Source organism: Actinacidiphila acidipaludis, from assembly GCF_019890725.1.
In the GTDB taxonomy this organism is placed as follows: Bacteria; Actinomycetota; Actinomycetes; order Streptomycetales; family Streptomycetaceae; genus Actinacidiphila; species Actinacidiphila acidipaludis.
In genome coordinates this window covers 1-24,758 of the sequence record NZ_JAINZZ010000075.1, presented here as the reverse complement: position 1 = coordinate 24,758, position 24,758 = coordinate 1, and the positions used below count along the sequence as shown (strand labels likewise).

Below are 24,758 nucleotides of genomic sequence, written 5' to 3'. Positions count from 1 at the left end.
ACAGTCTGCACGCCCTCGCACGCGAAAGCAAGAGCAGTGCTCTCTTTCTTGGTCGTCGCTCTCGCACATGGCACACTGGTCGTCATGAGTGTCATCCAGGGAGCCAGGGAACGCGCCAGGACCGAAGTGACCGCGGCGATCAAGCAGGAGGCCAGGAACCAGCTGGCCGCCGAGGGCGCGGCCCGGTTGTCGCTGCGGGCGGTCGCCCGGGAACTGGGCATGGTCTCCTCGGCCCTCTACCGGTACTTCCCGAGCCGGGACGAGCTGTTCACCGCACTCATCATCGACGCCTACGACGCGATAGGAGCCGCGGCGGAGGAGGCCCTGGCCGCCACGGCCGGCGAGCCGCCCGCGGACCGGTGGACGGCCGTCTGCCGGGCCGCCCGCGACTGGGCGATAGCCCACCCCCACGAGTACGGCCTGGTCTACGGCTCGCCGGTGCCCGGCTACTCCGCCCCGCAGGACACGGTCGTCCCGGCCTCCCGGGTGGGGCTGGCCCTGGTCGCCGTGGTCCGCGACGCCCAGCGCGACGGACTCCTCGGCCCGCCGCAGGGCCGCCCGCTCGCCGAGCCGGTCCGCACCGACGCCGCCCACCTGGCGTCGGAACTGGCCCCCGACCTCCCCATCCCCACCATCGCGGCGCTCGTCGCGGCCTGGGCGCAGGTCTTCGGGATCGTGAGCTTCGAGGTCTTCGGCCAGTTCAACGGGGTGGTCGAGGCCCGCGGCCCGTTCTTCGACCAGGCCGCCGGCGCGCTGGGCGCGCAGGTCGGACTGCCGACCCCCGCCGAGACCCCGGCACCCGAGCGCTGAACCTGCGCCGCGCCGAAGGACCTCGCACCGACCCGTGCCGCACTGATCGCCCCGGGCCGCCCGGCGCGAGCCGTCCCGTACTCCCCGCGGAGTATCCGTCCAGCCCACGCACGGTGGACGCGTCCGCGACCTGCGGCGGTCTAGCGTGGGGGCCATGACCGACCAGGAGCTGTCCGGGCCCCCGCGACGCGGCTTTCCTGCCGGGGGGCGGCGGACGTGGCTCCCCGTGGTCGTGCTGGCCTTCATCCAGCTCGTCGGCACCAGCGTCGCCGGGCGTCACCAGCCCGAGCGGGTGCAGCTGGACGCCCTCGCGTACGTGCTGCTGCTCGCCGGGCCGGCCATGCTGCTCTTCCGCCGCCGCCGGCCGGTCGGCGTGACGGCCGGCACCGGCGCCGTGACCCTGCTCTACACGGTCCTCGGCTACCCGTGGGGCCCGGTCTTCGCCAGTCTGGTCGTGGCGTTCTTCAGCGCGGTGGCCGCCGGCCGCCGCAAGGGCGTGCTGGCCGTCGCGGGTGTGGTCTTCGCCGGACACGCCGTGGTCGGACTGTGGCTCTACCGCTATCTGCCGCCCTCCGGGGATCACCGGATCTCCTGGGCCCAGCTGTCCGGGACGGCGGCCTGGCTGCTCGCGGTCCTCGCCGCGGCCGAGCTCTTCCGGCTCCGCCGCGAGCAGATCGCCCGGGACCGGCGCGAGCGCGCCGAGGCCGAGCGCCGCAGGACCGACGAGGAGCGGATGCGGATCGCCCGCGAACTGCACGACGTCCTCGCCCACAGCATCTCGGTGATCAACGTGCAGGCGGGCGTGGCGCTCGCGCTGATGGACGAGCGTCCGGAGCAGGCGCGCACCGCGCTGACCACCATCAAGGCCGCGAGCAAGGAGGCGCTCGGCGAGGTCCGCCAGGTGCTCAGCACCCTGCGCGCGCCCGGTGAGGCGCCGCGGGCACCCGCGCCCGGACTCGACCGGCTGCCCGAGCTGCTGGAGCAGGCCGCCGCCGCCGGCCTGACGGCCGAGGTCGCCGTCGAGGGCACCCGCAGGCCGCTGCCTCCCGGCGCCGATCTGGCCGCCTTCCGCATCGTCCAGGAGGCGCTCACCAACGTCGTGCGCCACTCGGGGTCGCGCACCGCCCGCATCCGCCTCCGCTACGGGCCGGGCGAGGTGCGGGTGCAGGTGGACGACGACGGCCCGGCCGTCACCGGTGGCGACAGCGGCGGTGGGAACGGCCTGGTGGGCATGCGCGAGCGGGCGGCCGCGCTCGGCGGGGAGGCCGGGGCGGGACCGCGGCCGGACGGCGGATTCCGCGTGCTGGCCCGGCTGCCGTTCGCCGCCCCGCGCGAGGGCCGCACCGTCCCACCCGGTGCGGAGCGGCGGCCGTCCGGGCCGGACGACGCCCAGGCCCGCGAAGGCGCGCCCGGGAACGCCGACCCGAAGGCCCCCGGAAGCGGCCCGGGAAAGGCTCCCGAGCCCAGCCCCGGGCACGGCCCCGAGCCCAGCCCCGGGCACGGCCCCGAGCCCAGCCCTGGGCACGGCCCTGGGCACGGCCCCGAGCCTAGCCCCGGGCACGGCCCCGAGAACGCCGCCGAGATGACCGCCGAGGAGCGCCCATGATCCGCGTACTGCTGGCCGACGACCAGATCCTGGTCAGAGCCGGCTTCCGGGCGCTGCTGGACGCGCAGAGCGACATCGAGGTCGTCGGCGAGGCGGCGGACGGCGAGCAGGCCCTGCGGCTCGTGCGCGAACAGACCCCGGACGCCGTGCTGATGGACATCCGCATGCCGTTGACGGACGGCCTCGCGGCGACCCGCTCGATCACGGCGGACCCGGCGCTGGCGGAGGTGAAGGTGGTCATCCTGACGACCTTCGAACTCGACGAGTACGTCTTCGAGGCGATCAGGGCCGGGGCGTCCGGCTTCCTGGTCAAGGACACCGAACCGGACGAACTGCTGCGCGCGGTCAGGGCGGTGGTCGGCGGCGACGCCCTGCTCTCGCCGGGGGTGACGCGCCGGCTCATCGCGGAGTTCGCCGCCCGCTCCAAGCAGCCCGCGGCGGCCGCCGGCCTGGACCAGCTCACCGACCGCGAGCGGGAGGTGATGGCGCTGGTCGGCATCGGCCTTTCCAACGAGGAGATCGCCCGCCGCCTGGTGGTGAGCCCGCTCACCGCGAAGACGCACGTCAGCCGGACCATGGTGAAACTGGGAGCCCGCGACCGGGCCCAACTGGTCGTGCTGGCCTATGAGTCGGGGCTGGTCCGGCCCGGCTGGCTGGGGTGATCGCCGGGCGGCCGCGGGGCGTTCTCCGCCGGGCCGCCCTCCGGCGGCCCCGCCCGCTGCCGCGGCACCCGGGGCGGCGGTCCGTCCGCGCCTGCGGTGTCCGCCGCGGGCAGCCGGTTCTGGCGCTCGAACCTCCGCAGAGTCCGTGCCACCCAACCGCAGAACACGGCGGCGGCCAGGACCGCCGCTGCGGCGAACGACTCCTTGCGGACCTGTCCGTGCACGGCGCCGGCCAGAGCCGGACCGGCGACCGCGAGGAATCCCACCGCGGCGAGCACGGCGCCGACCAGTGCGGCGTAGGCGATCTCGACTGTGACGGCGTCGCGTTCGGCGCCCGTCCGGCCCCTGCGCATCCGTTCCTCCCCGCCCCCGAGGCCCGTCCAGTCTGGCACGCGCGGACACCGGCGGCGGGCAGGACGCGAACCGGCCCCGCGCGTTCCCTCCGCGCGCGGGGCCGGTTCGACCCGCCCGTGACAGGCGGGGGTCGACGTGGTCTCAGTCGCGGGCCGCGACCTGTTCGGTCCGTCCGGCCTCCGCGGCGCGGGCCTCGTCGTCCGCGGACGAGGCGACCAGGATGCCGTAGGAGGGCCGGCGGCGGCGCAGGCCGGACACCGTGACCAGCAGGCCGAACAGGCCGATGGCGGCGACCACCCACAGGCCGGGCCGGTAACTGTCCAGCACCGCCTGCTTGGCGGCTGTGCCGCTGCCGGAGCTGCCCGCGCCGCCGGAGCCGGTGCCGGCGGTGACGACCGCGGTGACGATCGCCAGGAAGATCGCGCCGCCCACCTGGAAGGAGGTGTTGAGCAGGCCGGAGACCATGCCCTGCTCATGGTCCTTGACGCCGTTGGTGGCCTGGATGTTCAGGGAGGGGAAGGCCAGTGCGAAGGCGCCGCCGAGCAGCAGCATCGAGGGCAGGATGACCGCCGCGTAGCTCGGGTGCAGGTTGATCCGCAGGAAGAGCGCGTAACCGACGACCAGGAGGGTGAAGCCGACGGCGATCACCCGCGGGGTGCCGAACCGGTCGACGATCGGGCCCATCCGGGTGGACAGGATCGCGACGAGCGCGCCGGCCGGCAGGAACGCCAGGGCGGTCTGCATGGCGCTGTAGCCGAGGACGTTCTGCAGGTACTGCGTGACCAGGAACTGGAAGCCCACGTAGGAGCCGAAGAAGGTGGCGCCGCCGATGTTGGCGCGCACCTGGCCGGAGGAGCGCAGCACGCCGAGGCGGATCAGCGGGTGGGACGACCGCTGTTCGATGACGACGAACGCGGCGAGCAGCGCCGCCACGCCCGCGAAGGAGCCGAGGGTGCGGGCCGAGGCCCAGCCCGCGCTGGAGGCGGAGACCACGGTGAACACGAGCAGGAGCATCGACGCGGTGCCGGTGACGGCGCCCGGCAGGTCGTAGCCGCGTCCCGCGCGGTCCTCGCGCGGGGTCTTCGGGATCAGCTTCAGGCCGGCGATCAGGGCGATCAGGGCGACGGGCGCGGGCAGCAGCATGGTCCACCGCCAGCCGGCCTCGGTCAGCAGGCCGGACAGCACCAGGCCCATGGAGAAGCCGGTCGCGCCGCAGCTCGAGTAGATGGTGAGGGCGCGGTTGCGGATCGGGCCCTCACGGAAGGTGGTGGTGATGATCGACAGGCCGGCGGGCGCGGTGAACGCGGCGCTCAGGCCCTTGACGAAGCGGGTGGCGATGAGCAGCGATCCGGAGTCGACGAGACCGCCCAGCAGGGAGGCCACCGCGAAGACGGCGAGGGCCGTCAGGAAGACCCGGCGCCTGCCGAGCAGGTCGGCGGCGCGGCCGCCGAGCAGCAGCAGGCCGCCGTAGCCGAGGATGTAGCCGCTGACGACCCACTGCAGGGAGGACGTGGACAGGTGCAGTTCGCTGCCGATGGAGGGGAGCGCCACGCCCACCATCGACACGTCGAGGGCGTCGAGGAAGAGCGCCGCGCACAGCACGAGGAGGGTGCCCCATTGCAGGGGCGTCCAGCGCTCTTCGGTGCGGGGGACGGTAGTGGTTGACGGAGATGACGGAGAGGTCATGCGCCACACACTACATGCAAGTGCATCCAATGCAAGTGCATTTAATTCTTGTGCATATGGGTCCGATTTCTGCTACCCTCGCGACATGACCGGCGACAGGGACGAGCGGGCGCTCATCGCGGAATGGCGGGAGATCCTCGCAGTTCACGCGCGTACTGCCTGCGAGATCGACCGCGAGCTGCACCCCTACGGACTCGGTGCCAGCGACTTCGAGGTCCTCGACGTGCTGGCCGGCGGCGACGCCGAGGACGGCTGCACGTTCCGCGTCCAGGAGCTCGCCGACCGGGTGCATCTGAGTCAGAGCGCGCTGTCCCGGCTGGTCGCCCGCCTCGAGAAGGAGGGGCTGGTCGACCGCGGCATCTGCAGTGAGGACCGGCGTGGCGTGCGGGTGGCCATCACCGAGGCCGGCCGGGCGCGCTACGACCAGGCGCGGCCCAGCCACCGGGCCGTCCTGGAGCGGATGCTGCCCAAGGGCGACCTGGTCAAGGGCTGACCACACCGACGGGCGAGCCGACGATCGCGCGCCCCGGCGAAGGCCGGCTTCTCAGATCACCGCCGAATCAGATCACCGCCGAATCAGATCACCGCGGAAGTCCGGCGCCAGAGGCTCACCAGTTCGTCGTCACCCTCCACCGACAGCACGTCGTAGGGGCCGCGGTTCCAGAGCGCCAGATAGAGCGCGTCGGCGGGACCGCCGAGCGTGCAGTCCGCCGCGCCCGTCACGCCCCGCTCCACCACCGGAGGCTCCGGCGACAGGTGCAGCAGCCAGTCGCCGCCCGGACTGTCCGTCGCCACCACGCGCAGCGTCCGCGGCCGGTCGGTACGCACCCGGCTGCGGCGTCGGACGTGGAATCCGCTGAGCAGTTCGTCGACGCCGTCCGCCGCGAACTCCGCGTCCACGGGCGTCAGGACGCCACCGAGGGCGGCCTCCGCGTCGACGCGGTGGATGGTCGTCTCGTGCGCCTGGCGCCGGGCCCAGAAGGCGAGCGGCGAGGGCGCGGGCAGGAACGTCCAGCAGGCCACGTCGGGCGGAGCCGTGTCGAGGGTGCCGACGAGGTCGGAGTGCAGGTCCCGGTACCAGGCCACCAGCAGGGGGTCCTCCGGCGCGGTCTCGTCCCACTCCACGTCGGCCGTCCGCTGCTCGGCCACGAACGCGGCCGCCCAGCGGTGCACCGCTCCGGTGTGCCGCAGCAGGTCCCTGACCTGCCAGTCCGGGCACGGTGGAACGGGCGCGTCGAGGCCGGAGCGCTCCGCGGCCTCGGCCAGCAGTCGTCCCTCGCGGCGCAGCGTCCCGATGAACGCGTCGGTCTTCATGCCGCGGATTGTCGCAGGAGACGGGCGCCGCGCGGGAGGGTCAGCGTGCCGGGACCCGCCGCCGGCGCAGCCGCGCCGCGTACCCGAGCAGGGCGGCGTTGATCGCCGCGGAGACGATCGCGGCGATCACCGTGATCGTCCAGCCGGACCACCCGTACGCCGTGAAGGAGTCGTTGGTCCCGCTGACGGTGGTGAACAGGCTGAACAGCAACGGCGTCCACGGCAGGGTGAGCAGCAGGAGCAGCACCCCCGTCAGGGAGGCGTGGCTGTGGGAGATCAGCGCGGTGTCGAGGAGCATCAGCGCCAGTGCCGCGGCCACCACGCCCAGGTAGACGCGCGAGACGCGTTCGCGGTGGATCGGGCCGGTCGCGGTCAGGACCCAGGACGGTGTCCGCATCGCTCCTCCTGCGGGTGCGCGGCGGCCTGCCTCCGGACGGCGGGCCGGGACGTGGTCCACCAGCATGCCGCCGCGGGGCCGGGCGGGCGCCTGTGACGTTCGTCAAGTTGTGCCGCCCGCAGTCCCGCGCCGCCTGCGCATGCGCCCGCGCCGCCTCCGCACACACCCCAGCGCTGCCTCCGCACACCCCGGCGCCCGAACCGGTCAACCGGCCTGGCGGACCCCGCTGTTGCGCACCGAGTACGCGATCACGGCCGCGACCGCTGCCAGCGCGGCCACCGTGGTGAGCGCCGTGGGCAGGCCGAAGGCGTCGGTGAGGAAGCCGATCGAGGGCGGGCCGAGGAGCATCCCGCCGTAGCCGAGGGTGGAGGCGGCGGCGACGCCGCTGGGGCCGGTCAGCTCCCCGGCGCGGGCGATCGCGGTCGGGAAGAGGTTCGCCAGGCCCAGGCCGGTGAGCGCGAAGCCGGCCATGACCAGCGCGAGATACGGCGTCAGCGCGGCGACCAGCATGCCCGCGCAGGCGGTGAGGCCCCCCAGGATCAGCGCCCGGGTCTGGCCGAGGCGCTCCAGCAGGGCCGTGCCGGACAACCGCCCCAGCGTCATCGCCAGGGTCACCGCCGAGTAGCCGGCCGCCGCGATGCCCGGACCGGCGTGCAGGTCCTGCTGGATGTGCAGCGGCCCCCACTCGGCGAGAGCGCCCTCGCCGTAGGCGGTGCAGGCGGCGATCAGGCCGAAGACGGCCACGAGCACGCCGGTCCGGCTGCCGTTCGCGGTGGTCGTCGCCGCTCGGGCGGGTGCGTCGCGGCGGCTCCCGGCGCGAGCGGTCGCCGTCGCCGCGGCCTTGCTCCGCACCGTCGGGGAGGCCGGCGCCGAGGGGCCGGCCGCGGCCGGCACCGGTTCCGCGCCGGGCCGGCGCAGCGGCTGGGCCAGCAGGACCCGGCCGGCCAGGACGACGGCCAGCAGCCCGACCGGCGTGAGCAGCAACAGGTGGGTGGCGGGGGAGAGATGGGGGGCGAGCAGGCCGCCGGTGGCCGAGCCGAGCAGGCCGCCCAGGCTGTAGGCGGCGTGGAAGCTGGACATCACCGGGCGGCGCAGCGCCGCCACGAGGTCGACGGCGACGCTGTTCATCGCGACGTTCAGGCCGCCGTAGGAGATGCCGAAGCAGAGCAGGACCAGGCCGAGGGCCAGGGCCGAATGGGTGCGGGGCGGCAGGGCGATGCTGAACGAGAGCATGACGCCGGTGGCCACGGTGACCCGGTCGCTGCCGAACACCCGGCACAGCCGCCCGGTGAGCAGCATGGTGGCCACGGCTCCTGCCGACACCCCGAGCAGCGCCAGTCCCAGTTGCCCGGCGGACGCCCCGACCTGGGCCTTGATGGCCGGAATGCGGACGACCCAGCCGGCGAACAGGAAGCCGTCGACGGCGAAGAACACCGTCAGGGCGATGCGCAGTCGGCGGAGGGCGGGATCGGCGGGCGGAGTGTGGTGGGATCGGGACAGCGCTGTCCCTATTTTGTTTAGCGTCGGCACAAAGTCAGAATAGAGGGGTGACACAGATTCGGACAAGGCTTGAGCGGGGCCGGGGCGCGCTCGGCCCCGCGCTCTCGCTGGTGCACACCGGCCGCGCCGCGACCCGGGCGGTCCTGACCGCGGAACTCGGGGTGACCCGGGCGACGGCCGGCGCCGTCGCCGCGGAACTGGAGGCGCTCGGCCTGATCCGGGTCGACACCCGGCCCACCGGACCCTCCGGCGCGCAGGGCCGGCCCTCGCACCGGCTCGCGGTCGCGCCCGGCGGTCCCGTCGCGCTCGCCGCCCAGGTGCACGCCGACGGCTTCCGCGCCGCGCTGGTCGGGCTCGGCGGCGAACTGGTGGCCACCGCGCCGGGCAGCATGACCGTGCCCGCCGATCCGGCGCACGTCCTCGGCGCGGTCGTCGACGCCGGGGCCGAACTGCTGCGGGCCTCGGGGCGGGTGTGCGTCGGCGCCGGGCTCGCGGTGCCGTCCGCCGTCGCGGAACCCGAGGGCACCGCGCTCAACCCGCTGCACCTGGCGTGGCCGGCCGGCGCGCCCGTCCGCGAGGTGTTCGCGGGCGAGATCGCGCGGGCGGGCATCGTCGGCCCGGACGGCCTTCCGGTGCCGTCCTTCGTGGGCAACGACGTCAACGTGGCGGCTCTCGCCGAGCACCGGCACGGCGCCGGGCGCGGCGCCCAGCACCTGCTCGTGGTCGCCTCCGGGCACCGCGGTGTCGGCGGTGCGCTGGTGCTCGACGGGCGTCTGCACACCGGGAGTTCGGGCCTCGCGCTGGAGGTCGGCCACCTCACGGTGGAGCCGGACGGACGGCCCTGCCACTGCGGCAGCCGCGGCTGCCTGGACGTCGAGGCCGACCCGCTGGCCTTCGTCGAGGCCACCGGGCGCACGCCCGGCCCGGAGATCTCACTGCTGCAGCAGGGACGCGACCTGCTCCGCGAGGAGTACGGCGACCCGGCCGTCCGTGCGGCCGCGCACGTGCTCATCGACCGGCTCGGCCGCGGTCTCGCCGGTCTCGTCAACGTGCTCAACCCCGACCGGATCCTGCTCGGCGGGCTGCACCGCCACCTCCTGGACGCCGACCCGGAACGGCTGCGGGCCGTGGTCGCCGACCGCAGCCTGTGGGGACGCAGCGGCAGCGTCCCGCTGCTGGCCTGCGCGCTGGACCACAACAGCCTCGTCGGAGCGGCCGAGTTGGCGTGGCAGCCGGTGCTGGACGACCCGCTCGCGGTGCTCGGCGGGCAGCCCGCGGTCTGACGCCGGTCCCCGCTGCCGCCGCCCGTGCGAACCGTCCGGGCGGCGGCGGCCCGCCGCGGCCCCCGCCGAGACCGCGCCGGGCGGCGCCGTGCCGTCCCCGGGCGGTCACCCGCGGGAGGAGCAGCCCGCGCCCGGCCGTCTACTCCCGCCGGAGCAGCACAGGTGCCGCTGGCCGTACGACGACCGGAACGCGCCGTGAAGCCAGGCTCGGTGGTGTCGGAGAAACCGGCACCGACCGAGGAGATGACGAGCGATGACCACCCTGGCGTGGCACGACGGCGGGCCCGGCCCGTGGATTCTGTTCTTCCCGCTGATCTGGGTGTTCGCCGTCGCGGCGGTGATCACCTTCGTGCGCCGCAGCGGGTGGCGCGGACGCGGCGGGCCGTGGCAGCAGCGGAGCACGGCCAACGAGCACTCGCCCATCGCCGTGCTCGGCCGGCGGTTCGCCGCGGGCGAGATCGACGAGGAGGAGTACTGGCGGCGGATGTCGGTGCTGGAGGAGCACTTCAGCCGTGACATCCGCGGTGACCTGCGCGGCGGCAAGGGAGGCGGGGTATGAGCCGCCCCGCGGGACCGCTGAGGTCCACCGGCCCCCGGGACACCGCGGGCGACGGCGGCCGTTCCGCCGGAACCGCCGTGCCCCCCGACGGTACGGCGGCCGCCCGGGTCGAGGGCGCCACCAAGGTCTACGGCAGCGGCGACGCCGCCGTGCGCGCCCTGGACGGTGTGAGCGTCGGCTTCCCGGCCGGCCGGTTCACCGCGATCATGGGCCCGTCCGGCTCGGGGAAGTCCACCCTGATGCACTGCGCCGCCGGCCTGGACACCCTGACCTCCGGCGCCGCGTACATCGGCGGGACCGAGCTCGGCTCGCTCGGCGACCGGCAGCTGACCCTGCTGCGGCGCGAGCGCATCGGCTTCGTCTTCCAGTCCTTCAACCTGGTGCCGACGCTGACCGTCGCCGAGAACATCACCCTGCCCATCGACCTCGCCGGCCGCCGCCCCGACCGGGAGTGGGTGGAAGCGCTGGTCGACGTCGTCGGCCTGGGGGAGCGGCTGCTGCACCGGCCGGGCGAGCTGTCCGGCGGGCAGCAGCAGCGCGTCGCCGTGGCCCGCGCGCTGGCCGGGCGCCCCGACGTCGTCTTCGCCGACGAACCCACCGGCAACCTCGACTCCCGCTCCGGCGGCGAGGTGCTCGACCTGCTCGGCCGGGCGGTGCGCGACATGGGCCGCACCGTCGTGATGGTCACCCACGACCCCGGCGCGGCCGCCCACGCCGACGAGGTGGTCTTCCTCGCCGACGGCCGGCTCGTCGACCGGATGACGGCGCCCACCGCGGGCCGCGTGCTGGACCGGATGAAGGCGTTCGACGGACGGCGCCAGGACCACCCGGCCGGCCCGCGGGACGGCGGCGGCGACAGGCGTCGCGGAGGTGCGCCCGCATGAGCGCCACCAGCAGCCGCGCGTCCGTGCGCCTGGGCGCCGCCGGTCTGCGCGCCCACAAACGCCGGTTCGCCGGCACCGTCGTCGCCGTGTTCCTCGGCGTGGCGTTCCTCGCCGGGACGATGGTCATGGGGGACACCCTCAGAGCCTCGTTCGGCACCCTCTTCGCCGACGCCGACAGCGGCACCGACACGGTCGTCCGCGGTGCCGACGCGATCAGCGCCGGGCAGGGCCAGGGCGCCAGGGAACCGGTGCCCACCAGTCTGGCCGCCGCCGTCCGGCGGGTGCCGGGCGTCGCCGCCGTCGCCCCTGACATCGAGGGCGCGGGACAACTGGTGTCCCGGGACGGGAGCACGCTGGACACCAAGGGCCCCACCGTCGCCGCGAACTGGATCGGCGATGCCCGGCTCAACCCCTACAAGCTCGTGGAGGGGCACGCCCCGGCGGCGCCGGGCCAGGCCGTCGTCAACCGCGACGCGGCGCGGAAGGCCGGCCTGAAGGTGGGCGACAGCACCCTGCTGCGGACCCCCGACCCGGTGCGGATCACCATCGTGGGCGTCGCCACCTTCGGCGGCGAGGACGGCGAGGGCCAGACCACCTTCACCGGGCTCACGAGCGCCGACGCCGAGCGCTACCTGATGCCGCGGCCGGGGGAGGCGACCACCCTCAAGGTCCGTGCGGAGCCCGGCATCGGGCAGCGGCAGCTGACCCGGCGGGTCGCCAGGGTCCTGCCCGCGCACTACGAGGCGATCACCGGCACCCAGGCGAGCGACGAGACCGAGAACGCGACCGCCGGGCCCTTCCTGAAGATCTTCACCGGCCTGCTGGTCGTCTTCGCCGGGATCGCGCTGCTGGTCGCCACGTTCAGCATCCACAACACCTTCGCGATCGTCGTGGCACAGCGCACCCGGGAGAACGCCCTGCTCCGGGCACTGGGCGCGAGCCGCCGCCAGGTGCTGGGGGCGGCCCTCGCCGAAGCCGCGGTGGTGGCCGTAGCGGCGTCGCTGGCCGGACTGCTCGGCGGCATCGCCATCGCCGCCGGGCTGCAGGCGCTGTTCCCGGCGGTCGGCTTCCCCTTCCCGAAGGGACCGCTGGTCATCCGGGCCACCGCCCTGGCTGTCCCGCTGGCCGTCGGCCTCCTCGTCTGCGTCGGCTCGGCGCTCGTGCCGGCCGTGCGGGCCGGGCGTACCGCGCCGCTCGCCGCACTGCGCGACAGCGCGGCCGAAAGCCCGCGGGTCTCCGGGCGGCGCGTCGCCGTAGGGGCCGTCACCGCCGCGGCCGGAGCCGGCGTCTCGGTGCTCGGAGTGGCCCGGCACAGCCTGCCGTTGAGCGGCGTGGGCGCGGTGCTCACCGTGGCCGCGTTCGTGGCGCTCGGCCCGGTCGCCTCGTCGGTGGCGGTCCGCGTGCTCGGCGCGCCGGTCAGCCGGCTGCGCGGCGTCACCGGCTCGCTCGCCCGCCGCAACGCCCTGCGCAGCCCCAGGCGGACGGCGGCGACCGCGACCGCGTTGATGATCGGGGTCGCGGTGGTGTCGCTGTTCGCGGTCCTCGGCGCGTCCATGAAGGCGTCGCTGAACCGCACCGTCGACCGGTCCTTCGCCGGGGACGTGGCGATCAGCGTTCCGGTGTACGGGGCCGGCGGCAGCGGGCTGAGCCCGGCCATCGCGCCCACCCTGGCCCGGCTGCCCGAGGTGCGGGACGCGGTGGGGCTCGGCCGCGGGGTCGCAGAAGTGGACGGGCACGGGCGCCGGTTGACGGTGACCGACCCGGCCGCCCTGTCCCGGCTGCTCGACCTGGGCGGCGTGGACGGCGACCTCGCGCATCTCGGCACGCAGGCCGTCGCCGTCTCGCGCTCCGAAGCGGACAAGCACCACTGGGCGCCCGGCTCGCGCGTCACGCTGGCCTTCGCCGACGGCCGCCACGTGCCGTTCACCGTCGGCGCCGTGTACGGGCAGGCCGGCCTCGCGGGCGACTACCTGATGACGCGGGCCGCCTGGGCCCCGCACCACGTCCAGGACAAGGACACGCTGGTCGCCGTCGCCTTCCGGCCCGGTGTGACCACCTCGGCCGGCAAGGCCGCCGTGGAGAGGGCGGTGGTGCCCTTCGGGTCGCCGGAGGTGCGGACGAAGAGCGAGTACGCGGTGTCCTCCGCGGCCGGCATCGACACCTTCCTGACGCTGGTGTACGCGCTGCTGGCGCTGGCCGTGCTCATCGCGCTGCTGGGCATCGCCAACACCCTGACGCTGGCCGTGCACGAGCGCACCAGGGAGCTGGGGCTGCTGCGGGCCGTCGGCCAGACCCGCGCCCAACTGCGGGCGATGGTGCGCTGGGAGTCGGTCGTGGTGGCCGCGTTCGGCACCGCGGGCGGACTGGGCCTCGGCACCTTCCTCGGCTGGGCGCTGACACGGGCCTCGGACACCGACGGAACGGGCGCGTTCGCGATCCCGCTCGGGTCGCTGGCCGTCGTGGTGCTGGTCGGGGTCGCGGCGGGCGTGCTGGCCGGCTGGCGGCCCGCGCGGCGGGCGGCGCGGCTGGACGTGCTGCGGGCCGTCGCCGCGGAGTGAGTGGCGGCTGAGGCCCCGTCGGGTGCTCGGCACCGGCGCTCCGGGCCGTCCCTGCGCCTCCCACGGGACGGGCCGCCGCCTCCCCTTCACGGGGAGCCGCACGACAAGCCGCCGCCTCCCCGTGAAGGGGAGGCGGCGGCCGGTCTGCCGGCGCCGGATCAGGCGACCGAGGCCGCGACGGCGATCCGGTCGGGGGCGGTTCGCTCGACGGGCACGGCCGCGGTCTTCAGCGGGACCAGGGCCGGGGCCGGAACCGGGGTGCGCAGGACGAACCACACCACCTTGCCGCCGTCGTCGGGCAGCAGGTCGGTGCCCCAGCTGTCACTCATCGCCTCGACCATCGTCAGACCGCGCCCGGTGGTGGCGGTGGGCTCGACCGGCTGCATGTGCGGCAGCCGCGTGTCGTGGTCGGCGACGGCCACCAGGAGGCGGTCGGCCGCCAGGGACAGCTTCACCGCGCACTGCTTGTCGGGCTTGGCGTGCCGGTGAACGTTGGCGAGAAGTTCGCTGATGCCGGTCGACGCCGCGTCGATGAGCGGGTCGAGGCGCCAGTAGCGCAGCTGGGCGGACACGATGCGCCGGATCTGCTGGATCCGGTACGGGTGCGCCTCGAGTTCGAGGGCACACTCCCGGGCCGCTGGATCGGCTTGGTCGGCTTGCATGATCACGGCTGCGACTCCCTCCGCGGCATGGGCCGGTCACCGCGTTCTGTCGCGGGCCGGGCCAGAGTGCCGCTCCGATGGGAACACCTGAGCGAGAATGCGTAGAGTGACTGCTGCAGTACTCCGTGATGCGTCTCCAGAGTGAACCCCCGCGACACGGACCGCAACTCGTCGCGTACGGCGTGCGACCTGGGGGGCCGCGCCCGGGGTTCACTCCGGTGCCACGTCCTCCGGCGCGGTCCGCGCCAGCCCGGCCAGCACGGTCAGGGCCCGGCGCAGAACGGCCGGCGGCGCGGAGGCGAGACCGACCCGGATCGCGTTGGGCGCCCGGTGCGGACCGACGGTGAACGAGGCGGCAGGCGTGACCGCGATGCCCCGGCGGCCCGCGGCGGCCACGAAGGTGTCGGCGCGCCACGGCTCCGGCAGCTCCCACCAGCAGAAGTACGCCCGCGGATCGGCGCGCAGGGTGAACCCGGCGAGGGTCTCGCCGGCGATCCGCCGGCGCTCCGCGGCGTCGGCCCGCTTGGCCGCGGCGATCGTCTCCGCGGTGCCGTCGGTGAGCCAGCCGGTGGCCGCTTCCAGGGCGAAGCCGGTGGTCGTCCAGGCGCCCGAGCGCAGGGCTGCCGACATCCGGTCGGCGAGATGCGGCGGGGTGACCGCGAACCCCAGGGTCAGACCCGGCGCCAGGCGCTTGGACAGGCTGTCGGCGAGGATCACGTTCCCCGGCGCGTGCGCGGCCAGCGGCGGCGGGGCGGAGTCGTGCATGAAGGACCAGACGGCGTCCTCCACCGCGGTCAGGCCCGTCTCGCACAGCGCGGCGGCCAGTTCCGCCCGCCGGGCGGCGGGCATCGTCACCGTCAGCGGGTTGTGCAGGGTCGGCTGGAGGTACACCGCCGCCAGGGGCGCGTCGCGGTGGGCGGCGAGCAGGGCGTCCGCGCGCAGGCCCTGGGTGTCGCAGGCCAGCGGCACCAGGACGATGCCGAGCCGCGCCGCCAGCGCCTTCACGACGGGAAAGGTGAACGCCTCGACGCCCAGGCGACCGCCCGCGGGGACCAGGGCGGCCAGGGCGGCGGCGATCGCCTGCCGGCCGTTGCCGGCGAAGAGGACCGCGGCGGGATCGGGCGTCCAGCCGTCGCCGGCGAGCGTCGCGGCCACCGCGTCGCGGGCCGCCGTCGTGCCGGACGCGCCGGCCGGGCGCAGGGCCGCGTCCAGCACGTCGGGCCGCGACAGCCGGGCCAGGCCCGCCCCCAGCAGGGCCGACTGGCCGTCCACGACGGGATGGTTGAGCTCGAGGTCGACACGGCTGGGCGTGGGTTCCGCCAGGGCCGGACCGGCAGCCGGGGGAGCCGCGCGCACGAACGTGCCCCGCCCCACCTCGCCGACCACCAGGCCGCGCCGGGTCAGTTCGCCGTAGACCCGGCCGGCCGTCGAGTCGGCGATGCCGTGACGGCGGGCGAACGCCCGCTGTGTGGGCAGCCGGTCGCCGGGCCGCAGCCGGCCCGCGGCGATCTCGGCGGCCACCATGTCGGCCACCCGCCGGTAGTCCCGCACGATCCGACTCCCCTCTGCCGTGCTGTGCGCCTCCCGCGCGGCCCGCCGCGACCTGCCGTACGCGACCTGCCGTACGCGACCGGGCGCCGGTGACCCGCCGGACGTCGTGCGCCCTGCCGGGCGGAAGCGGTGCACGTCACGCACATTGCACCGAGGTCAATATAGGGATTGCACCGCCAACATGCCATCCCTAGCATCGAGTTGCCGAGCGCGAGAGGGGATGGACGCAGGTGGGCAGCGTGCAGCTGAACGGGATCACCATGGGATACGAGGACACCGGGGAGGGGCGCCCGGCGTCCGGGGGGACGCTGGTGCTGGTGCACGGCCACCCCTTCGACCGGACGATGTGGGCGCCCCAACTGCGCACGTTCGGCGAGCGATTGCGCGTCGTCGTGCCGGACCTGCGTGGCTACGGCGAGACCACCGTGGTCCCCGGGACCACCCCGCTGGAGACCTTCGCCCGGGACATCGCCGCGCTCCTCGACCACCTCGGCGTGCGGCGGGCCACCCTCTGCGGGCTGTCCATGGGCGGGCAGATCGTCATGGAGTTCCACCGGCTGTTCCCCGGGCGGGTGGCCGGCCTGGTCCTCGCCGACACCTTCGCGCAGGGCGAGACCCCCGAGGGGCACGCCGAGCGCAACGCCCGCGCGGACACCCTGCTGCGCGAGGGCATGGCCGGGTACGCACACTCCGTCCTGGACTCGATGATCACCCCCGCCAACGTCCGCGAGCTGCCGGAAGTCGCCGGGCACGTGCTCCGCATGATGCTGCGCACCTCACCGGAGGGCGCCGCCGCGGCCCTGCGCGGGCGGGCGGAACGGCCCGACTACACCCCGACGCTCCCGCGGATCGCGGTTCCGGCCCTGGTCGTCGTGGGCCGCGACGACGCCTTCACCCCGGTCGCCGACGCCCGGTACCTGCACGAGCGGATCCCCGGCGCCGGCCTCGCGGTGATCGAGGGCGCGGGCCACCTGCCGAACCTGGAGCGCCCGGCGGAGTTCGACCGGGCGCTGGCCGGCCTGCTGGCGACCGTGGCCGCACGGGAGACCGCCGAAGATGTGACGAATTCCTGACGCAACCCCGCAGGCCCTGGTCAGCGGGACCGGAGCGTGCTCGAATCAGAGCCATGGACACCAGCACGCGCGCGGTCCCGACGGCCGGGGAACCCGATCCCGAGCACGGCCGCGGCACGCCCGTCGGGCGTCGCGTCGTCCTGGGCATGCTGGGGCTCGGCGCGCTCGGGGTCGGCGTGGGCGGCGCCGTCCAGGGCACCCTGGACAACGTGCTGGCGTCGGTCAGCGCCAAGGACCCCACCGGCGTCACCGGTCTGCTGCCGGGCGGCGGCGGATTCCGCTTCTACTCGGTGTCGGACTCGATCCCGCACCGCGGCGAGAGCGACTACCGCCTGCGGATCGACGGGCTGGTCGACAGGCCCTTCTCCTACCGGCTGTCCGACCTGCGCGCCCTGCCGCAGACCCGGCTGGTGCGCGACGTGCAGTGCGTCACCGGCTGGCGCGTCCCGCACACCGCCTTCTCCGGTGTCCGGCTGTCCGCCCTGCTCGACGCGGCAGGGGTGCGGGCCCAGGGCACCGCGATCCGCTTCAGCTGCTTCGACGGCGTCTACACCGAGAGCCTCACCCTCGACCAGGCCCGGCGCCCTGACATGCTGGTGGCGCTCACCATGAACGACAAACCCGTCACCGCCGCCCACGGCGGCCCGGTCCGGCTCTACGCGGCGCCCATGTACTTCTACAAGTCCGCCAAGTGGCTGTCCGGCATCACGGTCACCAAGGACGTCCAACCCGGCTACTGGGAGCACTACGGCTATGACGTCGACGGATGGGTGGGCAGGTCGAACGGCCGCCATGATGACCCGACTTCATGAGTCGCGGGCCGTCACCGGACTGCGCCGCTTCACCCGCGCCGAGACCTGGGTGCACCGCTCGCTGAACTGCCTGATGGTCGTCTGCGTCCTCACCGCGGCCTGCCTGTACTTCCCGCCGCTGGCCGAGATCGTCGGCCGCCGCCGGCTGGTGGTGACCGTGCACGAGTGGTCCGGGATCCTGCTGCCGGTCCCGATCGTCGCCGGACTGGTCTCGCGTGCGTTCCGGGCCGACGCGGGACGCCTCGGCCGGTTCTTCCCGCACGACTGGCGCTGGCTGCGCGCCCTGGTCCGCACCCGCAGGCGGCAGCCGAGCCTGGCCGGCAAGTTCAACGCGGGACAGAAGCTGTTCGCCGCGTTCACCGTGGGCGCCGTGCTGGTCATGATCGGCACCGGGCTGCTGATGTGGTTCCCCCGGCTGTCGCCTCTGGTGTGGCGCACCGGGGCCACCTTCGTGCACGACTGGCTGGCGCTGCTCATCGGCGTGGTGATCACCGGCCACGTCTACCTCGCCAGCAAGGACCCGGAGGCCCGGCGCGGCCTGCGCACCGGCCATGTGCCGCGCTGGTGGGCCCGTGAGGAGCACGCGCTGTGGCGGCCCGAGCCGCCCGCCCCGCCCACCGGCGCCGACCCCGGCCCCGGTCCCCTGACGGGGTCCCGGCCCGAATAGCCTCGGTGCGCTGGGCCCTGGCGCTCGGCGGTCTCGGCGCGCTCACGCTCGGCTTCCTGCTGTGGTGGCAGCGCGAACTCGCCCGCGACTACCGGCGGTCGGTCAATCCCGCGGTGGCCCTCGGCACCGCGGCGGTGATCGCGGTGACGCTGGCCGGCACGCTGTCGCTCAGCGCCGGCGCGTCCGCCGTGGACGCCGTCGGCCGGGGACTGCGCCCGTGGACCCGGTTGGCCGAGGCGCGGGCCGTGGCCGCGGAGGCGGCCGCTTCGGAGAGCCGGTGGTTCGTGCACGACGCCGCCTTCGGCGCGGGCGACCAGGCGGAGTTCGGGCGGCTGACCTCGCGGCTCGACACCCTGCTCGCGCCCGACGGCCGGGCCACCGCCGGGGAACGGGCCGCGTACCAGGACGTGGCCGTCCGCTACCGCCGCTTCCGTGCCGACGACACACGGCTGCGCTCGCTGAAGAACGCGGGGAACATCGACGAGGGCGCCACGGTCCTCACCGAAGTGGGGCGCGGAGACGTGGCCTTCGACTTCTGGGACTTCGCCACCACGCTCGACCGTCTGGCCCAGGGCCAGTTGACCGGCTTCACCACCCGCGCGTCCGATGCCCGTGCCGCGCTCGACGGCTGGCCGGCGGTGCCCGCCGGGGTCCTCGGCGCCGCGGCGGTCCTGGTGCTGCTGGGAGTGCGCCCGCGGCTGGCCGAATACCGCTGAGGAGGGGCGGGCGGCGCCGCGGGCGTGGCCGGGCGTGGTGAGACGGGCCGGGCGCGGACGGGGATCTCCGGGGGTCGCCGGGAAGCGGACTTGTAAGCTCATGCGTTCGACCGGTAATAGTGGCCCGGGTCGAAGATCCACCGGCGACGGGGGCCGCACGATCCGTCGTTCCCCGGCCGGACGAGACGAAAGCGCGGACCGTGACCACCGATTCCTCTCCACTCCCCGAGGGCGAGCCGCCCGTGCCGGACGACGTCTGGGACCGGTTCCTCGCGGACAGTGAACGCGACATCCGTGCCACGGCGCCCAAGGAGCCCTCCGCGCGGGCGCGGATCGTCGCGCGGCGGCTGCGCGAGGAGGACGAGAAGGCGGCGGCCGAGGCGCCCCGCGGCCGCTTCGGGAGGCGCGGGCGCGGCCCGGTGCGCGCCGCGCCGCACGGCTGGCGGTCCGGCACCACCGACGAAGCCGAACGCCGCCTGGCCCGCAGGCGTTTGGTGCGCGGCGCGATCGGCGTGATCCTCGCCGTGCTGGTGGTGCTGATCCTGCTGTCGCCCGGACGGGCCTGGTCGCTGGTCAGCGGCGGAGGGTGGGGCCACAACGGCGCCGCCGTACCCGCGCCGGTGGCGACCCTGACCGGTTCCACCGGCTCCGCGGGGCAGTGAACTCGGTGACGACGCGGTGATGTGACGGGACGTCAACACAGAACACCCGCGCGGACCGCCCGCCCGGAGAGGAACGTCCGCGGATCACCGCCTCACGCGCGGGTCGCCAGCCTGAGGTCGAGCCGCTGCATCGCCCGGCGGAAGGACGTGCGCAGCGCCGGGGCGGCCACCCGCAGGGCGAGCGCGGCGGCCGGGCCGGGATCGACGGCGACCGTCCACTGCACGAGGCTGCCGCCGGCCGCCGGTGCCACACGCCACTCCTCGGCCATCGCCCGCAGGCCCGGCCGGTTCGTGGCGTCCGCGCGGTAGACGTACCGCCGGGGCGGCTCCGAGAGCAGCACGGTCTCCTCGAACCGCAGGCCGCCGGCCAGCCCGATGCTCCGCCCCTCAGGGGTGGGCCCGGCATGGGTGACCGGGGCGAACCACTGCGTCCACCCCTCGGTGTCCTCGGCGAGTGCGTGGTGCACGTCCCGGGGCGCGGCGGCGATCGCGGCGGTGAAGGCCAGCCGCAGCGGGGCAGTGTCCAGGAACTCCGGTCCCACAGGGCGCAGTCGGTGCTTCAGGCGGGCCATGAGCGGCAGCGTACGCCCTCGGCGCCGGCCCGCAACCGGCTCTGAACGCCGTCCTGTCCGGCACTCCAGGGCCGGCCGGCGCGACCGTCACATCTCGCCCGGGCCACCGTTCTCGGCCGGCGGCTCACCCGCCACGATGAGGTCGGAGAGGTGCTCGGCGATCTCCGCGCGCAGCACCTCGGGAATGCCCGCGTCCGTCACCAGGGTGTCCACGTCCTCCAGCGACGCGAACGAACTCAGGCCCACCGTGCCCCACTTGGTGTGGTCGGCGATGACCACCACGCGCCGGGCCGACCGCACGAACTGCCGGTTGGTCTCCGCCTCGGCGAGGTTGGGCGTGGAGAGGCCGGCCTCCACCGAGATGCCGTGGACGCCCAGGAACAGCAGGTCGAAGTGGAGGGACTGGATCGCCCGGTCCGCCACCGGGCCGACCAGCGTCTCGGACGGCGTGCGCACCCCGCCGGTGATCACGACGGTGGCGGTCGCCTCGCCGTGCCCGTTGCCGGGGCGCCGCTGCCCGGACTGGAAGACGTCCGCGACGCGGACCGAGTTGGTGACCACCGTCAGGTCCGGAACGTCCAGCAGATGGTGGGCCAGGGCGAAGGCGGTGGTGCCGCCGGCCAGCGCGATCGCGCTGCCGGGCGGCACGAGGGCCGCCGCGGCCCGGGCGATGGCCTCCTTGGCGCCCAGTTCCAGCGCGGACTTCGCCTCGAAGCCCGGCTCGTGGCTGCTCGCCTCCACCACGGGCACCGCGCCGCCGTGCACCTTCTCCACGACGCCCTGCCGGGCGAGCGCGTCCAGGTCGCGGCGCACCGTCATGTCGGAGACGTTCAGCCGCCGGGTCAGCTCGTTGACGCGTACGCCACCGCGCCGCCGCACCTCGTCCAGAATCAGGGCCCGCCGCTGTTCCGCGAGGAGGTTCTGGTTGTCGCTCACCCGTGACCCCGTCCCGTCCGTGTCGTTGTGGTCAGTGCGCCCGCCGGGCAGTCACCGTGACCGGCGCCGGCGTGCTCCGGGCCATCCTTCCACGTGGGGGCCGTCAGGTGTACGGCGCACGTCGGGCCGGTACCCGCGGGCGATCCCGGGCGGTGTGATCGCGCCACGTTCCGCGCGGTGGCGGGGCGGCGGTTCGGCGGACCCCGGCGCGGGCACCACCGCAGAAGGAGCGAGGGCCCCCGACGGAGGGCCGGCACCCGGGACGCCGCGGCGGCTACCCGGGCTGCGAGGCGGACCGCGGAGGCACAGCGCAGGAGGACCGACCGGCAAGGGGGCCACCGGTGAGCACCGAACGGGACGCCGGGCCGCGCGTCACGACCCCCCTCGCCCTCGAACTCCTCGTCCACGGCGTCGGCGGCACCACACCCCAGCAGATGCTCGGCGACCCGCGCACCGTGCGCCTCGCCGGTGACGACACCGCCGGGATCCACCGCCGCTCCTGCGACGCCGACGCCGAGCAGCACCCCGGGCGGCAGGGCGACGAACCGGTCCAGGAGGCGTACTGCTGGTCCAACCTCACCTCCGGCAACGGCAGTCGGGCCCTGTGGCTGCTGCTCCTCCCGTTCATGGTCACCAACCTGGCGCACTGGATGCGCCCGCCGTCGCTGCGGACCCGTCTGGCCCGCGGCTACGAACTGGTGGTCCGGCTGCTCGCCCTCACCCTCACGGTGCTGCTCGTCGCCGCCGTCTGCGAGGTCACCCTCGACATCGTCGGCTGGCAGTGCGCGGGCCGTGCGGCCTGCGCCCGGGACCGGTCCTGGCTGGGCTTCGCCGCCGCCGGGCACCACGGGTGGTGGAGTCAGCCCGGCCGCCGTCTCGCGCTCGCCGCCGCGGCGCCGCTGACCCTGATCGCGGTGCTGTGGTGGCTGTCCCACCGCACCTGGTACGCCTACGAGTCGCAGCGCCCCGCGACGCGGCCCGGGCCGCCCCCGCCCGGCACCCCGCCGCTGGCCCTGCCCGGCTTCTGGTACGGCCGCCGGTCCGTGGCCCGGCTGCGCACCGCCCACACCGCGGCCGGACTGCTCACCGTGACCACCGCTCTGTGCGTACCCGCCCTGTCCTTCGACCGGGCGCACGGCGGGGTCGTGCTGCGGGCCGCGGGCTGGGCGCTGACGGCCGCGCTGGTCGCGCTGGCGGCGCTGGCGACCGGGGTGGTGTGCCACGCCGACCGGGCCGAGACCGGCCTCGACGACACCCCCGACCACCGCACGACCCGGCTGCTGCTGGCCGGCTCCACCGGCACCGTCGCCGCGGCCGCCGTGTACGGCGCGTGGAGCCGGCCCGGGTGGGCCTCCGACGGGCGGCTGCCGTCCGCGCAGGCGTTCTCCGCGGTCACCGTGTGCCAGGGCGCCCTGGTCGCCGCGCTGGCCGCGTGCGCCGTGCTGCTGCACCGCGCACCGCCGCCGGACTTCGAGGACTGCGGCGTGGCGCTGCGCGGACTCGCCGGCCCGGCCGTCGCCCTCCTGGGCTGCGCCCTCGGCGGGGTGCTCACCGGCGGGGTCGCGCAGCGCACCGCGGACTGGCTCGACGGCGGCCGGACGCCCGGTGAACACGGCAGTCCCCTGGTCGGCCCGCCCGCGGTGCTCACCTGGGAGGCGTCGGTCATCCCGGCCGTGCTGGCCCTGCTCGCGCTCGGCGGTGCCGCGCTGGCGGCCCGGCTGCGCCGCCGGGAGCACACCCTGCGGCACGAGGTCGAGCAGTCCTACCCGCACGAGGAGCACCACGCATCGCGCACCCGGCAGATCGCCCGGGCCGTGGCGCGCGCCGGACTCACCGACTCCGCGCCGATGCTGGTCGCCGTGGTCTGCGCGGCGGCCTTCGCGCTCGGGGGCGGCGCGGTCGCCGGCGCGTGGGCCGGCGGCGGCACTCCGGTGGACGTGGCCGCGGACGCCCCGCGGGTGCTGCGGGGACCGGCCGGCGCGGCGCAGTCGCTCGGCTCGTGGCTGGTCGGCGCGGGTGTGGTGGCGCTCGTCGCACTGGGCCGCCGCGCCTACCGGGACCCGTCCGCGCGGCGGACCGTCGGCATCCTGTGGGACGTCGGCACGTTCTGGCCGCGCGCCGCCCACCCGTTCGCGCCGCCCTGCTACGCCGAGCGGGCCGTGCCCGACCTGAGCTGGCGGATGGCGTCGTGGACGCAGGCCACCGGCGGCCGGATCATCATCTCCGGGCACTCGCAGGGCAGTGTGCTCGCGGCCGCCGCGGTCTGGCAGCTCGACCCCGCGGTGCGCGGCCGGGTGGCGCTGCTCACCTACGGCTGCCCGCTGGCCCGGCTCTACGGCCGCTGGTTCCCGGCCCACTTCGGCACCGCGCGGCTGCGGGACCTGCACGACGACATGCACATCTGGAGCAACCTGTGGCGGCGCACCGACCCGATCGGCGGCCCGGTCGGCATCAGTTCTCCCGACGCGCCGGTCGACTGCGGCCCGCTGCTGGACCCGGCCGCCTACGGGCGCAGCCTCGCCCACCCGCTGCCCGAACCGATCCTGGGGCACTCGGACTTCCAGGCCGACCCGGCGTTCGCCGAGCAGCGCGCCCTGCTGCTGGCCCGGCTGCCCGGCCCCAAGGGCGTTCCCGCTCAGGGCAGTTCGGGCAGATCCTCCGGGTAGAGCAGCAGCAGTTCCTCGTGCGTCGGCTCGTCGACGTGCGCCAGCCGCACCGCGTGCCGCTCGATCATCGCCTCGAACGTCTGGCGCGCCGCGCGGCCGTTGCCGAACGCCGGGCCCTTGGGCATCGCGGTGAAGAACTTCAGCAGCGCCTCGCCGGTGTCCTCGCCGAGCCGGTACTCGTGCTCGGCCGCCTGTGCCTCGACGATCCGCAGCAGTTCCGCGGAGGTGTAGTCGCCGAAGGTGATGGTGCGTGAGAAACGTGACGCCACACCGGGGTTGGAGGCGAGGAAGCGCTCCATCTCCGCCGTGTAGCCGGCCACGATCACGACCACCGCCTCGCGGTGGTCCTCCATCAGCTTCACCAGCGTGTCGATCGCCTCGCGCCCGAAGTCGCGGCCGGCGTCCTCGGGGGCCAGCGCGTACGCCTCGTCGATGAACAGCACGCCGCCGCGGGCCCGGTCGAACGCCTCCTGGGTGCGGATGGCCGTGGACCCGATGTGCTCGCCGACCAGGTCGACGCGCGAGACCTCGACCAGGTGGCCGCGTTCCAGCACCCCCAGCGACGCGAGGATCTCGCCGTAGAGGCGGGCCACCGTGGTCTTGCCGGTGCCGGGGGAGCCGGTGAAGACCAGATGGCGGCGCGGCGAGGGCGCCTTGAGGCCGGCCTTCTCCCGCCGGCGGCCCACCGAGATCAGGTCGATCAGGGTGCGCACCTCGCGCTTGACGCCCTCCAGGCCCACCAGCGCGTCGAGGGCGGCGAGTACCTCGTCACCGGTGCGGGCGGGCGGCTCCGGCACCAGGGCCTGCTCCGCCGCCCCGGGCCGCTGC

Annotated in this window: 24 protein-coding genes; 14 read left to right on the top strand and 10 right to left on the bottom strand. The window is 75.3% G+C overall.

What is annotated here, in order from left to right:
• Positions 1-84 precede the first annotated feature (84 nt).
• The 3 genes from K7862_RS33425 (at position 85) to K7862_RS33415 (ending at position 3,078) form a co-directional block, all read left to right on the top strand.
• Positions 85-810 carry a TetR/AcrR family transcriptional regulator gene (locus K7862_RS33425; protein ID WP_222968870.1) on the top strand — a complete coding sequence of 242 codons (726 nt, stop codon included), beginning with the start codon at positions 85-87 and terminating at the stop codon, positions 808-810.
• A gap of 154 nt (positions 811-964) precedes the next feature.
• Positions 965-2,416: a sensor histidine kinase gene (locus K7862_RS33420; protein ID WP_222968868.1), complete on the top strand. Its 1,452-nt coding sequence runs from the start codon at positions 965-967 to the stop codon at positions 2,414-2,416.
• Entirely contained in the window at positions 2,413-3,078 is a 666-nt protein-coding gene (locus K7862_RS33415) for a response regulator transcription factor (protein WP_222968866.1), read from the top strand. Before K7862_RS33420 ends, K7862_RS33415 begins: the two co-directional genes overlap by 4 nt.
• Here the strand turns inward: K7862_RS33415 and K7862_RS33410 are convergent.
• Both K7862_RS33410 and K7862_RS33405 read right to left on the bottom strand, forming a co-directional pair.
• A complete protein-coding gene (locus tag K7862_RS33410; protein WP_222968864.1) occupies positions 3,039-3,431 on the bottom strand; it encodes a DUF6332 family protein in 393 nt (130 codons plus the stop codon). The genes K7862_RS33415 and K7862_RS33410 overlap by 40 nt on opposite strands.
• Positions 3,432-3,573: 142 nt before the next feature.
• Positions 3,574-5,118, bottom strand: coding sequence for an MFS transporter (locus K7862_RS33405; protein ID WP_222968862.1), 1,545 nt, complete (start codon positions 5,116-5,118; stop codon positions 3,574-3,576).
• Between the two features lie 85 nt (positions 5,119-5,203).
• On the opposite strand from K7862_RS33405, the gene K7862_RS33400 reads away from it, so the two are divergent.
• Complete coding sequence (locus K7862_RS33400) at positions 5,204-5,611, top strand: MarR family winged helix-turn-helix transcriptional regulator (RefSeq protein WP_222968860.1); 408 nt, start codon at positions 5,204-5,206, stop codon at positions 5,609-5,611.
• An 83-nt stretch (positions 5,612-5,694) separates the two neighbouring features.
• Here the strand turns inward: K7862_RS33400 and K7862_RS33395 are convergent, their stop codons facing one another.
• The 3 genes from K7862_RS33395 to K7862_RS33385 form a co-directional block, all read right to left on the bottom strand.
• Positions 5,695-6,432 carry a maleylpyruvate isomerase family mycothiol-dependent enzyme gene (locus K7862_RS33395; protein WP_222968859.1) on the bottom strand — a complete coding sequence of 246 codons (738 nt, stop codon included), beginning with the start codon at positions 6,430-6,432 and terminating at the stop codon, positions 5,695-5,697.
• Between the two features lie 40 nt (positions 6,433-6,472).
• Positions 6,473-6,829: an SCO4225 family membrane protein gene (locus tag K7862_RS33390; protein ID WP_222968857.1), complete on the bottom strand. Its 357-nt coding sequence runs from the start codon at positions 6,827-6,829 to the stop codon at positions 6,473-6,475.
• 204 nt (positions 6,830-7,033) lie between these two features.
• Positions 7,034-8,359, bottom strand: coding sequence for an MFS transporter (locus K7862_RS33385; RefSeq protein WP_222968855.1), 1,326 nt, complete (start codon positions 8,357-8,359; stop codon positions 7,034-7,036).
• A 17-nt stretch (positions 8,360-8,376) separates the two neighbouring features.
• On the opposite strand from K7862_RS33385, the gene K7862_RS33380 reads away from it, so the two are divergent.
• From K7862_RS33380 to K7862_RS33365, 4 genes are all read left to right on the top strand, one after another.
• Positions 8,377-9,612, top strand: a complete 1,236-nt coding sequence (locus K7862_RS33380) for an ROK family protein (RefSeq protein ID WP_222968853.1) — start codon at positions 8,377-8,379, stop codon at positions 9,610-9,612.
• Between the two features lie 253 nt (positions 9,613-9,865).
• Positions 9,866-10,171, top strand: coding sequence for an SHOCT domain-containing protein (locus K7862_RS33375; RefSeq protein WP_222968851.1), 306 nt, complete (start codon positions 9,866-9,868; stop codon positions 10,169-10,171).
• On the top strand, positions 10,168-11,055 hold the full coding sequence (locus K7862_RS33370; RefSeq protein ID WP_222968849.1) for an ABC transporter ATP-binding protein: 888 nt from the start codon (positions 10,168-10,170) through the stop codon (positions 11,053-11,055). Before K7862_RS33375 ends, K7862_RS33370 begins: the two co-directional genes overlap by 4 nt.
• Entirely contained in the window at positions 11,052-13,613 is a 2,562-nt protein-coding gene (locus tag K7862_RS33365; protein WP_222968847.1) for an FtsX-like permease family protein, read from the top strand. The genes K7862_RS33370 and K7862_RS33365 overlap by 4 nt, the downstream gene beginning before the upstream one ends.
• A 158-nt stretch (positions 13,614-13,771) precedes the next feature.
• On the opposite strand, the gene K7862_RS33360 is transcribed toward K7862_RS33365, so the two are convergent.
• Both K7862_RS33360 and K7862_RS33355 read right to left on the bottom strand, forming a co-directional pair.
• Positions 13,772-14,275 carry an ATP-binding protein gene (locus K7862_RS33360; RefSeq protein ID WP_222968846.1) on the bottom strand — a complete coding sequence of 168 codons (504 nt, stop codon included), beginning with the start codon at positions 14,273-14,275 and terminating at the stop codon, positions 13,772-13,774.
• Positions 14,276-14,485: 210 nt separating this feature from the next.
• Positions 14,486-15,826 (bottom strand): aminotransferase-like domain-containing protein, encoded by a 1,341-nt coding sequence (locus tag K7862_RS33355; protein ID WP_222968844.1) that lies wholly within the window; start codon positions 15,824-15,826, stop codon positions 14,486-14,488.
• A 260-nt stretch (positions 15,827-16,086) separates the two neighbouring features.
• Between K7862_RS33355 and K7862_RS33350 the strand changes: the two genes are divergently transcribed.
• The 5 genes from K7862_RS33350 (at position 16,087) to K7862_RS33330 (ending at position 19,756) form a co-directional block, all read left to right on the top strand.
• Positions 16,087-16,899: an alpha/beta fold hydrolase gene (locus K7862_RS33350; protein ID WP_222968887.1), complete on the top strand. Its 813-nt coding sequence runs from the start codon at positions 16,087-16,089 to the stop codon at positions 16,897-16,899.
• Positions 16,900-16,952: 53 nt separating this feature from the next.
• The gene (locus K7862_RS33345; RefSeq protein WP_222968842.1) at positions 16,953-17,711 is read left to right on the top strand and encodes a molybdopterin-dependent oxidoreductase; all 759 of its coding nucleotides are present in this window, start codon (positions 16,953-16,955) and stop codon (positions 17,709-17,711) included.
• Positions 17,692-18,378: a cytochrome b/b6 domain-containing protein gene (locus K7862_RS33340; RefSeq protein ID WP_372461717.1), complete on the top strand. Its 687-nt coding sequence runs from the start codon at positions 17,692-17,694 to the stop codon at positions 18,376-18,378. The genes K7862_RS33345 and K7862_RS33340 overlap by 20 nt, the downstream gene beginning before the upstream one ends.
• Positions 18,379-18,383: 5 nt before the next feature.
• Entirely contained in the window at positions 18,384-19,094 is a 711-nt protein-coding gene (locus K7862_RS33335) for a hypothetical protein (protein ID WP_222968839.1), read from the top strand.
• A 200-nt stretch (positions 19,095-19,294) separates the two neighbouring features.
• Positions 19,295-19,756, top strand: a complete 462-nt coding sequence (locus tag K7862_RS33330) for a hypothetical protein (RefSeq protein WP_222968837.1) — start codon at positions 19,295-19,297, stop codon at positions 19,754-19,756.
• A gap of 92 nt (positions 19,757-19,848) precedes the next feature.
• Here the strand turns inward: K7862_RS33330 and K7862_RS33325 are convergent, their stop codons facing one another.
• Entirely contained in the window at positions 19,849-20,328 is a 480-nt protein-coding gene (locus K7862_RS33325; protein ID WP_308012329.1) for an SRPBCC family protein, read from the bottom strand.
• Positions 20,329-20,415: 87 nt separating this feature from the next.
• On the bottom strand, positions 20,416-21,264 hold the full coding sequence (locus tag K7862_RS33320) for a DeoR/GlpR family DNA-binding transcription regulator (RefSeq protein ID WP_222968834.1): 849 nt from the start codon (positions 21,262-21,264) through the stop codon (positions 20,416-20,418).
• A 341-nt stretch (positions 21,265-21,605) separates the two neighbouring features.
• Here K7862_RS33320 and K7862_RS33315 point away from each other — a divergent pair, with 341 nt between their 5' ends.
• Entirely contained in the window at positions 21,606-23,930 is a 2,325-nt protein-coding gene (locus K7862_RS33315; protein WP_222968832.1) for a hypothetical protein, read from the top strand.
• Here the strand turns inward: K7862_RS33315 and K7862_RS33310 are convergent.
• Positions 23,900-24,758, bottom strand: an 859-nt coding sequence (locus K7862_RS33310; RefSeq protein WP_222968830.1) for an AAA family ATPase, incomplete at its 5' end; no start/stop codon positions are given. The two genes, K7862_RS33315 and K7862_RS33310, sit on opposite strands and share 31 nt — an antisense overlap.